Below are 11514 nucleotides of genomic sequence, written 5' to 3' on the forward strand. Positions count from 1 at the left end.
AGACGACATGACGAGACGACTCTACCTCAAGCTTGCCCTGGCTACGCTGGTCACTCTCGCCGGCGGCTGCGCCAGCACGGGCGGCCAAACGCCTGCACGGGCCGACGTCCTGGCCGACCTGACCCGCGCCAACGATTACTGGCAGCGCAACCACGCCCCGCAGCAATGGGCGTTCTGGGATGTCGCCGCCTACCACACCGGCAATATGGCGGCCTATGCCCTCACCCGCAACGAGGCGTACCGCGATTACTCGACCGCCTGGGCCGAGCATAACCGCTGGCGCGGCGCGGACTCGGACAACCGGGCCGAGTGGAAGTACAGCTATGGCGAGACCCAGGAATACGTGCTGTTCGGCGACTGGCAGACCTGCTTCCAGACCTATGTCGACCTGTACGAACTCGATGGCCGCAAGGACCCGCGCCGCATCGCGCGTGCACGCGAGGTCTTGGAATACCAGATGGGCACTTCCAGCCGCGATTACTGGTGGTGGGCCGACGGCATCTATATGGTGATGCCGGCGATGACGAAGCTGTACAAGGCCACGGGCGACCGGCGCTACCTCGACAAGCTGCACGAGTACTTTACCTATGCCGACCAGCTGATGTACGACCCGGATGCCGGCCTCTACTACCGCGACGCCAAGTACATCTACCCCAGGCACAAGTCGGCCAACGGCGGCAAGGATTTCTGGGCGCGCGGCGATGGCTGGGTGTTCGCCGCCCTGGCCAAGACGCTGGCCGACCTGCCGCCGGACAATCCGAGCCGGCCCTTACTGACCGAGCGCTTCCGCCGCATGGCGGCGGCCCTCAAGCCGCTGCAGCAGGACGGCGGCTACTGGACCCGCAGCCTGCTCGACCCCGGCCATGCGCCGGGGCCGGAAAGCAGCGGCACCGCCTTCTTCACCTATGCCTACGCCTGGGGCATCAACCACGGCTACCTGGACCGCGCAGAGTATGCGCCAACGGCCCTGCGCGGCTGGCGCTTCCTGCGCCGGGTCGCGCTGCAGGCCGATGGCCGGGTGGGCTACGTGCAGCCGATCGGCGAGCGCGCGATCCCCGGCCAGGTCGTGAACCAGGACTCGACCGCGCCCTTCGGCGTCGGCGCCTTCCTGCTGGCAGCGAGCGAGATCGCAAGCCTGGTCGATCACGCGGGAGATAAGGCGGGAGATAAGGCGGGAGATAAGGCGGGAGATAAGGCGGGAGATAAGCGATGACGCCAACGCTGCCTCGCCGGCGCCTGCTGCAGGGCGCCGCGGCCAGCTCGGCGCTGGCGCTGCTGCCGGCCCAGGTCCACGCCGCGGCCCCTCCCCGCTTCGCCATCGGCCGCGAAGACTTCCTGCTGGACGGCAAGCCGCTGCAGATCCGCTGCGGCGAGATGCATTTCTCGCGCGTGCCGCGCGAGTACTGGACGCACCGCCTGAAGACCATCAAGGCGATGGGCCTGAACAGCGTCTGCGCCTACCTGTTCTGGAACTACCACGAATGGCGCGAAGGCCGGTTCGACTGGGCCGGCCAGCGCGACGCCGCCGAGTTCTGCCGGCTGGCGCAGCAGGAAGGCCTGTGGGTGATCCTGCGCCCCGGCCCGTATGCCTGCGCCGAATGGGAGATGGGCGGCCTGCCATGGTGGCTGCTCAAGCAGCCGGGCGACGCCTTCCTGCGCTCCACTAGCGAGGCTTTCCTGGCGCCGTCGCGGCGCTGGCTGCGCGAGGTCGGCCGCGTGCTCGGCCCGCAGCAGGTGACGCGGGGCGGCCCGATCCTGATGGTGCAGGTCGAGAACGAATACGGCTTCTACGGCGAAGACCTCGACTATATGCGCGCGCTGCGCCAGGCCGTGCTGGACGCCGGCTTCGACGTGCCGCTATTCCAGTGCAACCCGACCAATGCGGTGGCCAAGACCCACATCCCCGAGCTGTATTCGGTGGCGAACTTCGGCAGCAACCCCGAAGCCGGTTTCAAGGCGCTGGCCGAGGTGCAGCAGGGACCGCTGATGTGCGGCGAATATTATTCAGGCTGGTTCGACACCTGGGGCGCGCCGCACCGCCGCGGCGGCGTCGAGAACGCCGTGGCCGACATCAGGACGATGCTGGCGGCGAACGGCTCGTTCAGCCTCTACATGGCGCACGGCGGCACCACCTTCGGCCTGTGGGGCGGCTGCGACCGGCCGTTCCGCCCCGACACCACCAGCTACGACTACGACGCGCCGATCAGCGAAGCCGGCTGGATCGGCGCCAAGTTCGAGGCCTACCGCGCCGCGATGACGCCCTTCCTGGCGCCAGGCGAGACCTTGCCGCAGCCGCCGGCGCCGCTGCCGGTGATGACGATCCCCGCCTTCGCCCTGAACGAGACCGCGTCATTGAGCGCCAGTCTGCCGGCGCGCACGATCCGCGACGCGTCGCCGCGCCCGATCGAGGAGTACGACATCAGCCGCGGCATCGTCGCCTACCGCGTCACCTTGCCGGCCGGCCCCGCCGGGGTGCTGGCGACGGCCAGGGTGCGCGACCTGGCCTGGGTGCGGGTCGACGGCAAGCTGGTGGGCACGATGGACACGCGCTACCGCCGCTTCAAGGTGACCATCCCCGCGCGCAGCAAGCCGGCGACCGTCGAGGTCCTGCTGTACACGATCGCGCGCGTGAGCTTCGGGGTCGAGATCCATGACCGCAAGGGCATGCACGGCCCGGTCACGTTCACGCCGAACGGCGGCGAAGCGCAGGCGCTGGAAAACTGGGAGATCCGCGCCATCGATTTCGATGCCGAAGGCGTGCTGCCGCCGCTGGCGTTCAAGCGCGGCCGCAGCAAGGAAGCGGCCTTCTGGCGCGGCAGCTTCGACACGAGCGCCACCCACGACACCTTCCTCGACATGTCGGGCTGGGGCCAGGGCATCGTCTGGATCAACGGCCGCTGCCTGGGCCGCTACTGGAGCATCGGGCCGACCCAGACCATGTACCTGCCGGGGCCGTGGATCAGGCGCGGCCGCAACGAGGTGGTCGTGCTCGACCTGACCGGCCCGCGCGAGGCGCGCATCGCGGGTCTCTCCAAGCCGATCCTCGACCAGTTGCACCGCGAGCGCGACCTGGAACGCCCGCCCAGCACCGTCAGGCTGCAGCTCGACGGCGTGCGGCCCGCGCACGAAGGCGCGTTCGCGCCCGGCTCGGCGACCCAGGACGTGCGCTTCGCGGCGCCGCTGCGCGCGCGCCAGTTCTGCCTGGAGTCGCTCGACGCCTTCGACGGCAAGCCCTACGCCGCGGTGGCCGAGCTGGCGCTGCTGGACAAGAATGGCAAGACGATCGAGCAATCCGCCTGGACCATCGCTTGGGTCGACAGCGAAGAGGCGCACAAGGAAGACGGCGGCGCGCTCAATGCGATCAATGGCCAGAACAGCGACTACTGGCACACGGCCTACAGTGGCCCGGGCGCCGGCACGGCGCACCCGCACCGCCTGGTGATCGACCTCGGCAAGGACGTCGAGGTGGGAGGGCTGCGCTACGTGCCGCGCCAGGGCAAGGACGACGTCACGGGCCGCATTCGCAGGTATCGCGCCTATGCGGGCGAACGGCTGGCCGGCGAAACCTGAACCAATCACGACGAGGAGACGCAATGCAGAGAAGAGATTTCATCGGCAGCCTGGCGGCGGGCGCCGCGCTCGGGGGCCTGTCCATGCCGGCGCCGGCTGCGGCTGCGGCTACCGCGGGAAGCGACCGCGCGTACATGGCCGGCCTGCTGCAGAAGATGGCCGAGCCGGTGCTGTCGAACATGGCGCGCGGCGAACTGAAAAAGAACTTCAGGCTCGAGGTGAGCCCGAGCTCGGATGGACGCGACAGCACCGTCGCCTACCTGGAAGCCTTCGGCCGGCTGATCGCCGGCGCCGCGCCGTGGCTGGCCCTGCCGGACGACGCCAGCGCGGAAGGCAAGACCCGTGCGCGCCTGCGCCAGATGGCCTTGCAGAGCTATGTGCATTCGGTCGATCCGAAAAGTCCCGACTACCTGACCTGGCGCGGCCATGGCCAGGCGCTGGTCGACTCGGCCTATTTCACCAATGCGCTGATGCGCGCGCCGAAAGCGTTGTGGGAGCCGCTCGACACCACCACCAAGCGGCGCATCGTCGCCGAGATCAAGGGCCTGCGCCGGATCGAACCGCCCTTCATCAACTGGCTGCTGTTCGCGGCGATGAACGAGGCCTGGCTGCTGTCGATCGGCGAGGAGGCCGATCCGCTGCGCACCAATGTCGCCATCCGCAAAATTAACGAATGGTATGTCGGCGACGGCTGGATCAAGGACGGCGAAGCGTTCCACTTCGACTACTACAGTTCCTTCGTGATATACCCGATGCTGCTCGAAATCCTCGAGGTGCTCGAGCGGCACAAGGCGCCATTCTGGAACGGCAAGCCGGCCGAGCTGCGCGCCCAGGCCTTGAGGCGCACCCAGCGCTATTGCGAGCACCTGGAGCGCTTCATCTCGCCGCAGGGGACCTTCCCGCCGATCGGCCGCTCGCTCACCTACCGCAGCGCCGCCTTCCAGCCGCTGGCCCTGCTGGCCTGGCGCAAACAGTTGCCGCCGACCCTGCCCGAGGGCCAGGTGCGGGCGGCGATGCAGGCGATGCACCAGGCCTTGTACACCGATCCGGGCAATTTCACCAGGGAGGGCTACCTCACGATCGGCTTCGTTGGCCACCAGCCGGCGCTGGCCGACTGGTATTCCAACAACGGCAGCATGTACATCGCCTCCGCCAGCTTCCTGGCGCTGGGCCTGCCGGCCGACGATTCCTACTGGACCAGCGCGGCCCAGGACTGGACCCAGAAGAAGGCCTTCAGCGGCGCCGCGTTCCGCAAGGACTATCCGGTCGATTACTGAACGGCGCCGGCCTTGGGCGTCGCGGCCACTTCTTCCTGGGCTTGCGGCGCGGCGGGCTCCGGCTTCGGCTGCAGCGCACCGAGCTGCTCCATCAGCTGCGCGAAGCGCTGCTGGCCCGGCTGCAACCGGTCGACGTGCTCCAGGACGTCGCGCGCCTCCTCGTCCAGCTCGGCCTCGTAGCCGCGCTGCTGCATGTGCGAAATCAGGATCTGCACCGCGTTGAACAGCACCCGGACGTTGTCCGGCAGCCGCTCGCGCGCCTTGCGCATCCACTTGACGGCGTCGGGCAGCTTGCCGGTCTTCCACAGCACCACGCCCTGGTTCATCAGGTCCACCGCCTCCTTGCGCGCGGTGCGGATGATGAGCGCGCCCTCGTCATGAAGGCGCGCGCGGTCGAAGATCTTCTGCACTTCGTCCTGCAGCAGCGTGTTGTCGTGGTTGTTGCGGATCACGTAGGCCAGCACCTCGTTGGGCGTGCCCTTGACGCCGACCGCGAACAGCAGGATCGCCATCTCGATGCAGATCGCGGTGCCGGGCCGCTTGGGATCGGCCTGCAGCATCGCATCGAGCTCGTCGCCGGCGCGGCGCGCGTTCAGGTAGTCGCCGCTCTCGTGGTAGACGTGGCCTTCGGTGATCTTCGCGCGCAGCACGATGTGTTCGTGCTCGCTGCCGAATTCGCGCTGGGCCAGCAGGAGCAGCTGCAGCGCATCCTTGGTATTGCCCTTCAGGCCGCACACGCGCGCCAGGCCGAGGTAGTCGTCCGGGGCCTTGCGGATCGAGTATTCGCCGATCACCAGGCATTTGCGGAAGGCCTTCTCGGCCATCGGCACGTTCCCCAGGCGCAGCGCGGCCTGGCCCAGGTGGCGCTGGCGCGGCACCGAGTTGGGCGACAGCTTGGCCGCGCGCTCGAGCACCGCGGCCGCCTCTTCGTGCTGGCCCATGCCCTGGTAGGCGCGCGCCAGCTGGTCGTAGGCGTCGATGTAGTGGCGGTTCTCGGCGATCACGGTCTGGAACATCTGGCGCGCCTGCTCGAAGTCGCCGTCGGCCATGCGGATCTTGCCCAGGCCCGCGCGCGCCCAGTGGTATTCGCGCTGGGCCAGCACTTTTTCGTACACCTCGCGCGCGCGCGCCGGCTGGCCGCTGCGCTCGAGCATGCGCGCCTTCATGCGCAGCAGCTCGATCTCGTGCACCCGGCTGGCGGCGATCTGGTCGTCGCACAGGCGCGCCGCGCGCAGGTAATCCTTTTCGATGAAGGCCTGGTCGATCAGGCGGAAGATCTGCTTGCGGCGCCACACGCGGTTCAGGCGCGTGAGCAGCACGCCTTCGGTGATCGGCTTGACCAGATAGGCGTCCGGCTGATGCTCGGCCGCGCCCATCACCGACTCCACGCTCTTCTCGGCCGACACCATCACGAACACCGAGGACGGCATCAGGAGATGGCGCATGCGCGCTTCTTCCAGCACCTGCTGGCCGTTCTTGCCCTCGCCCAGGTTGTAGTCGCACAGCACCACGTCGTAGCGCAGTTTGTTGAGCAGGCCCATGGCCTCGCCGCCGCTGGACGCCTGGTCGATATTCCTGGCCCCCAGGCTGCGCAGGCTCTCGCGCAGCAACTGGCGGATGCCGACGAAATCGTCGACGATCAGGTAGTGCTTGCTGGCCCAGTCGATCTCTTCCAGCACCTTGGGCTTCGTGATCCCTGGTGCGGCGGCCGGCTTGACGTCAGGCCTGGCGTCAGCCGGCTTGGGGTCCGGCTTGGGAAGGTCGGCAGGCGTGTTCATGGCAGGGTCAGGATGAAGCAGCCGCCGCCGAGCGAGCCGCCGTTTTCGAGCCGCACCGCGCCGGAGCGCTCGCGGTGGCGGTGCATGCGCGCCACCTCGCCCGAAAAGTACAGGCCCAGGCCGGCGCTATTGGTCAGGAAGTTGACGCCGCTGTCGCCGCTGCCCGGCGTGCCGGCCGCCAGCAGCGCGGGCGGAAAGCCGGCGCCATTGTCCTCGACCCGGATCTCGAGGTCGCCATCGACTTCGCGCGCCGACAGGCGGATGCGGTCGCGCGTGTAGTGCAGCGCGTTGTTGACGGCGTGCGACACCACGCCCACGATCAGGTCTTCGTCGACGTGGGCGATCAGTTCGGGATCGACATCCAGCTCCAGGGTCACGCCGCGCGACTCGAGCAGCACGCGCTCGAGCGCCACCACCTGCTCGACCAATTGCCCCACTTCGAGCGGCTGGACGTCGAACGGGTAGCCCGGCTTGCCAACCTGCTTGTACAGCGCCAGCAGCTGCATCAGGTTGTCGTTCAGGCGGCGCGTCTGGTACAGCATCTGCGCCATCTGCGCATACGCCTTCTCGGTCTCGGGCGAGGCGCCGTCGAGCAGGCGTTCGAGCGTGCCGGACAGGACGCTGATCGAGTTCTTCATGTCGTGCGCAGTGGACGCCAGGAACAGGAACAGCTCGGGCGAGTGGTGTGAATCTTCCATCCGGACAGGCCCTTTCGGCCAAAAGTTGCTACCAGTAATTATACCCGCAGGCATTCGACAGTTTGGCCTTGCACGCCTATTCCGCGCGCACGTTTGCGGCGGCGCAACGCTCAAGGGCCGATATCCGCGGCGTTTGGCGCAGCGTCTGGGCTATAGCGACTGTTGCGCCGCGCGCGCAGCACGAAACGCGCCGGATCGAGCGCATCGACCAGGGCCATCTCGAGCGGCAGCGGTTCGCCTTCGAGCTGGGCCGCCAGCAGCTCGGCCGCCAGCGGCGCCCAGATCAGGCCGCGCGAGGCATAGCCCAGCAAGCCGTAAAGGCCCGGATGGCGCGGCACGTCGCGCAGGCGCTCGGTGGCGCCGGCGGCGGCGAAGTCCGGCAGGCGCCCGACCAGGGGCAGGCGGTCCGGCGCCACGCAGCGGAAACCCACCCTGCCCGCCAGCGGCGCGCCCTCGGCGGCGTGGGGATCGGACACCAGGCCGCGCAGGCGCGCCACGTTCTCTTCCTGGCTGGCGGCGCGCAATTGCGGATCGGCGTCCAGGTCATAGGTCGCGCCGGCGCAGGTGAGGCCATTGGCGGACGGCGTCAGGTAGGCTTCGCGGCACAGCACCAGCGGCAGTTGCGGGGCGTGCTCCGGCGCCAGGTGCGTCACCTGCCCGCGCAGCGCCTGCAGCGGCAGCTCACGGGTCTGCACCATCTTGCGCGCGCCGGCGCCGCTGGCCAGCACCACGGTCGGCGCCCGGCCGATGATGCTGCCATCGCCGCCGCGCGCCTGCCATTCGTCGCCCTCCCGCTCGAGGCTCACCTCGCCGGCGCCGAAGCGCTGCATCAAGCGATCGCCGCAGGACGCCAGCAGCGCCTCGCACACGCTGCCCGGCCGCGCCCAGCCGCCTTGCGGGAACAGCCAGCCGCCATCCGGCGCGGGCAGGCCCAGCAGCGCTTCGGCCTCCCGTGGTTCGAGCCAGCGCGCGAAGTCGGGCGGCAGCCTGCCATCGCCGGCGATCGCGCGCGAGACGGCCGCGTGGCCGGCATCGCGCGCCAGTTGCAGCACGCCGCACCCGTCGCCGTCGAAGGCGCGGCCGACGCCGCCCAGTTGTCGCCACAGGCGCAGCGCATACAGGTACGCCGCGCGGGTCAGGCGGGTCGGGATATTGTCGTCACGCGAAAGCAGCGGCATGAAGATGCCGGCCAGGTTGCCCGACGCTTCCATCGCCACCTGCGGATGACGCTCGATCAGCGTGACCTGCCAGCCGCGCGCGCACAGGCGCGCGGCCGCGGCGCAGCCGGCCACGCCGGCGCCCAGCACCAGCGCGCGCCGGTCAGGCTCTGGCGTCGACGGCAGGCGCGGCTTGCGGGTCGAGAAGGTCGCGGCGTCGCCATCGAAGACGAATCCCTGGGCGCTCAAGGCCGCGCGCTGTTCGCTATCGAGGCCCTGCGTTTCCAGCCGCGCGCCGAGGGCCGTCAGGCGCGCCAGCGGACGGACGAAGGCCGTGCCCTGCGCGCCGTGCAGGCGGATGAAATCGGGATGCGCGTTCAGCTCGGCCAGCGCCGTTTCGAGCGGCGCCGCCAGCAGGTCGAGCGTGACGCCATGATCGTCCTGGGGGATGCGGTGAAAGCCCGGCTGCAAGCTGTCGGTGAGCGCCACCACGTGCAGGTGCGCGGGCCGCTGCGCATCAAGGCGCCAGGCTTCGACCAGGGCGGCGAAGCGGCTGCCGTCGCCATGGTCGCTGTCGAAGACGGTATAGCGCGCGCGGCCGCGCCAGTGATCCTGCATCCGCATGGTCAGCGCCGCCTGGTGCGGCAGTGGCATTCGCGGTCGTGGTCGTCCACCATGCCGATGCCCTGCATATAGGCATAGACGATGGTCGAGCCGACGAACTTGAAGCCGCGCTTGGCGAGATCCTTCGAGATGCGGTCGGACAGCTCGGTGCGCGCCGGGCGGGCGTGGTCTAGCCAGTCGTTGACGATCGGCTTGCCGTCGACGAAGGCCCACAGGTAGTCGTCGAGCGTCAGTCCCTGCTCGCGCAGCGCGAGATAGGCCCTGGCGTTGGTGATCGCGGCGGCGACCTTCAGGCGGTTGCGCACGATGCCGGGGTTCAGCAACAGCGCGGCCTTCTTGTCCTCGTCGTAGGCGGCGATCTTTTCCGCATCCCAGCCGTCGAAGGCCGCGCGGTAGGTGTCGCGCTTGTTCAGGATGGTTTCCCACGACAGGCCGGCCTGCGCGCCTTCGAGGTTGAGCATCTCGAACAAGGTGTTCTCGTCGTGGCAGGGCACGCCCCACTCGTCGTCGTGGTAGGCGATGTAGCGCGGATTGGCCATATTCGCCCAGGAGCAGCGCTTGACCGTCATCGCGCCGCTCCCGGTTTCGCGCTGCGCAGACAGGCCAGGACGTCGTCGGTGCGGCCATCCGCCACCAGCTCGGCCGGCGTGCGTCCGCCAAGGGCCTGCTGGGGCGCCTTCATCCAGGCGTCGGCGGCATCGTCGTTCCCGAGCACCTTGCGCGCCTCGTGCATGACGGCGTAATAGGTCTGCGCCTTGCGCGAATGGCCGTCGAAGCGCGCCTGGAGCGCGGCGATGGAGTCGGGAGAGATGCGTTCAGAATCGGTCATGGCGTCGCGGTCATGGCGTCGGCTTGCTGGTGGAAACGGCATCATACCCCGCCTCGGCCGGACGATCGAGGAACACGGCGCCGGCGCTGTCCGCGCCGAGCGCATCGGCGGGGTTGCGCAACGGACAATCGGCGAGGGAAAGGCAGCCGCAGCCGATGCAGGTATCGAGTTCGTCGCGCAGCCGCTGCAGGCGCGCGATGCGCTCGTCGAGTTCCGCGCGCCAGCCGGCGCCGAGCACCCGCCATTCCTTTGCGCTGATCGTGCGCCCTTCCGGCAGCGCGGACAGGTTTTCCCGAATCGTCTCGAGCGGGATGCCGGTGCGCTGCGCCACCTTGATGATGGCGATGTGGCGCAGCACCTCGCGCGCATAACGGCGCTGGTTGCCGTCGGTGCGCCAGCCCTTGATCAGGCCTTTCGATTCGTAGAAGTGGATGGTGGAGACCGCCACGCCGCTGCGGCGCGCCACCTCGCCCACCGTGAGGGCTTTCTTGTCGGGATCGATCGTCGTCATTGCGCTTGACCTCAAGTTAAGTTGAGATTCTATACTTTTTTCTCGCTCCCATCACAACCGAGTGTCATGCACGCGATTTACTTTAAATGGAAAGTGGCTTCCGGTCGTGAGCGAGACTTCGAGCACGCCTGGCTGGAACTCACCGAACGCACACGCGATGAGCGCGGCGGCCTGGGGTCGCGTTTGCATCGGTGCGCTGACGGCCATTATTTTGCGTATGCCCAATGGCCGTCCGAACTCGTATGGGGTACGCAAGCCGAGCCTGATGCACGGATGGTCGAGTTGCGAAACCAGATGCGTGAATTCGCTGAACTTGTAGATGGCCCACTTCGGGGTGACGTCGTTGCCGACCTCCTGATATCGGTAGCTCACGACTAAGGAAACACGCGGGCGATCGCTTTCACAGACGCCAGTGAACAGTTTGGGTCGGCTGCGGACGGTCGACTGCCATTGCTCGAAAGCCCTGCAGGCTCCGTTTTGCTTGTAGCCGAAGCATGCGGCCGTATAACTCGATTCCGCGACACCATTGAAATAGTTCAGAAAATCACCAGTTTGGTGCTGTACGGCCACAGGCATTCGCATGGCAAGAGGTGACCATGCGATCGAAAATGTACGCAATCAAGGCGCAGACCTGGCTAAACATCCGGCCCATGATGTTCGTCTGTTTGCCCCGCGTGAGCGGCGAGCCGGTCTATACGCTACAGCACGCAAACGAAAGTGATCTTCTAAGTGGATAACGAAAACAATGAGCCTTCCTCGCGTGCGAGTCTTGAGCCACAGGGTTGGAAAGACCGATATCGCTGGCTCGGCGTAGTGATAATGGCTGCGTTTGCAGGCTTCGCGCCGGTACCACCACCACCGAAACCACCACAAGAACTATCTGAATATGCGCAGATTGCCGAGGATCCGGATGGGCTGAAGTTGGATCCTGACCTCTATTTTTTGCAAAAGGGGCCTGATAAGGAAGAATCAAGCATAGATGCGTAACGATTGCACATCAGGGAGTGGACGCCGCCATTCTTGCAGCCCGCATCTCGGGGCGCGCCAATCCCGATACCAGGACTGGCGCC

At 67.7% G+C, this 11514-nt stretch carries 11 protein-coding genes; 5 read left to right on the forward strand and 6 right to left on the reverse strand.

The window, feature by feature from the left end; genetic code table 11:
- The first annotated feature begins 7 nt into the window (after positions 1 to 7).
- Genes HMPREF9710_RS01320 through HMPREF9710_RS01330 form a run of 3 tightly spaced genes read left to right on the forward strand, consistent with a single transcriptional unit; the run spans position 8 to position 4847 of the window.
- Entirely contained in the window at positions 8 to 1213 is a 1206-nt protein-coding gene (locus HMPREF9710_RS01320) for a glycoside hydrolase family 88/105 protein (protein ID WP_157225406.1), read from the forward strand.
- Entirely contained in the window at positions 1210 to 3570 is a 2361-nt protein-coding gene (locus HMPREF9710_RS01325; protein ID WP_005663162.1) for a beta-galactosidase, read from the forward strand. Before HMPREF9710_RS01320 ends, HMPREF9710_RS01325 begins: the two co-directional genes overlap by 4 nt.
- 23 nt (positions 3571 to 3593) lie before the next feature.
- Positions 3594 to 4847 (forward strand): DUF2264 domain-containing protein, encoded by a 1254-nt coding sequence (locus HMPREF9710_RS01330; RefSeq protein ID WP_005663164.1) that lies wholly within the window; start codon positions 3594 to 3596, stop codon positions 4845 to 4847.
- On the opposite strand, the gene HMPREF9710_RS01335 is transcribed toward HMPREF9710_RS01330, so the two are convergent.
- The 6 genes from HMPREF9710_RS01335 to soxR form a co-directional block, all read right to left on the reverse strand.
- Entirely contained in the window at positions 4841 to 6625 is a 1785-nt protein-coding gene (locus tag HMPREF9710_RS01335) for a response regulator (RefSeq protein WP_005663166.1), read from the reverse strand. The two genes, HMPREF9710_RS01330 and HMPREF9710_RS01335, sit on opposite strands and share 7 nt — an antisense overlap.
- Positions 6622 to 7323, reverse strand: a complete 702-nt coding sequence (locus tag HMPREF9710_RS01340) for a sensor histidine kinase (protein ID WP_005663167.1) — start codon at positions 7321 to 7323, stop codon at positions 6622 to 6624. Before HMPREF9710_RS01340 ends, HMPREF9710_RS01335 begins: the two co-directional genes overlap by 4 nt.
- 110 nt (positions 7324 to 7433) lie before the next feature.
- Positions 7434 to 9134: a bifunctional tRNA (5-methylaminomethyl-2-thiouridine)(34)-methyltransferase MnmD/FAD-dependent 5-carboxymethylaminomethyl-2-thiouridine(34) oxidoreductase MnmC gene (locus HMPREF9710_RS01345; RefSeq protein ID WP_005663168.1), complete on the reverse strand. Its 1701-nt coding sequence runs from the start codon at positions 9132 to 9134 to the stop codon at positions 7434 to 7436.
- Positions 9107 to 9673 (reverse strand): DNA-3-methyladenine glycosylase I, encoded by a 567-nt coding sequence (locus HMPREF9710_RS01350; protein WP_005663169.1) that lies wholly within the window; start codon positions 9671 to 9673, stop codon positions 9107 to 9109. Before HMPREF9710_RS01350 ends, HMPREF9710_RS01345 begins: the two co-directional genes overlap by 28 nt.
- Positions 9670 to 9933, reverse strand: coding sequence for an MbcA/ParS/Xre antitoxin family protein (locus tag HMPREF9710_RS01355; protein ID WP_005663170.1), 264 nt, complete (start codon positions 9931 to 9933; stop codon positions 9670 to 9672). The genes HMPREF9710_RS01350 and HMPREF9710_RS01355 overlap by 4 nt, the downstream gene beginning before the upstream one ends.
- Before the next feature lie 10 nt (positions 9934 to 9943).
- The gene (gene soxR / locus HMPREF9710_RS01360; RefSeq protein ID WP_005663171.1) at positions 9944 to 10444 is read right to left on the reverse strand and encodes a redox-sensitive transcriptional activator SoxR; all 501 of its coding nucleotides are present in this window, start codon (positions 10442 to 10444) and stop codon (positions 9944 to 9946) included.
- Positions 10445 to 10510: 66 nt separating this feature from the next.
- On the opposite strand from soxR, the gene HMPREF9710_RS28885 reads away from it, so the two are divergent.
- Together HMPREF9710_RS28885 and HMPREF9710_RS27620 are read left to right on the forward strand one after the other, a co-directional pair.
- On the forward strand, positions 10511 to 10822 hold the full coding sequence (locus tag HMPREF9710_RS28885) for a putative quinol monooxygenase (protein WP_081589829.1): 312 nt from the start codon (positions 10511 to 10513) through the stop codon (positions 10820 to 10822).
- A gap of 351 nt (positions 10823 to 11173) precedes the next feature.
- The gene (locus HMPREF9710_RS27620; RefSeq protein ID WP_157225407.1) at positions 11174 to 11431 is read left to right on the forward strand and encodes a hypothetical protein; all 258 of its coding nucleotides are present in this window, start codon (positions 11174 to 11176) and stop codon (positions 11429 to 11431) included.
- Positions 11432 to 11514: the final 83 nt, after the last annotated feature.

Source organism: Massilia timonae CCUG 45783, from assembly GCF_000315425.1.
Taxonomy (GTDB): domain Bacteria; phylum Pseudomonadota; class Gammaproteobacteria; order Burkholderiales; family Burkholderiaceae_D; genus Telluria; species Telluria timonae.

Excerpts from the sequence above, each read along its gene's own strand:
- HMPREF9710_RS01320 (WP_157225406.1), top strand. The coding sequence starts at position 8 with ATGACGAGACGACTCTACCTCAAGCTTGCCCTGGCTACGCTGGTCACT.
- HMPREF9710_RS01325 (WP_005663162.1), top strand. The coding sequence starts at position 1,210 with ATGACGCCAACGCTGCCTCGCCGGCGCCTGCTGCAGGGCGCCGCGGCC.
- HMPREF9710_RS01330 (WP_005663164.1), top strand. The coding sequence starts at position 3,594 with ATGCAGAGAAGAGATTTCATCGGCAGCCTGGCGGCGGGCGCCGCGCTC.
- HMPREF9710_RS01335 (WP_005663166.1), bottom strand. The coding sequence starts at position 6,625 with ATGAACACGCCTGCCGACCTTCCCAAGCCGGACCCCAAGCCGGCTGAC.
- HMPREF9710_RS01340 (WP_005663167.1), bottom strand. The coding sequence starts at position 7,323 with ATGGAAGATTCACACCACTCGCCCGAGCTGTTCCTGTTCCTGGCGTCC.
- HMPREF9710_RS01345 (WP_005663168.1), bottom strand. The coding sequence starts at position 9,134 with ATGCCACTGCCGCACCAGGCGGCGCTGACCATGCGGATGCAGGATCAC.
- HMPREF9710_RS01350 (WP_005663169.1), bottom strand. The coding sequence starts at position 9,673 with ATGACGGTCAAGCGCTGCTCCTGGGCGAATATGGCCAATCCGCGCTAC.
- HMPREF9710_RS01355 (WP_005663170.1), bottom strand. The coding sequence starts at position 9,933 with ATGACCGATTCTGAACGCATCTCTCCCGACTCCATCGCCGCGCTCCAG.
- soxR (WP_005663171.1), bottom strand. The coding sequence starts at position 10,444 with ATGACGACGATCGATCCCGACAAGAAAGCCCTCACGGTGGGCGAGGTG.
- HMPREF9710_RS28885 (WP_081589829.1), top strand. The coding sequence starts at position 10,511 with ATGCACGCGATTTACTTTAAATGGAAAGTGGCTTCCGGTCGTGAGCGA.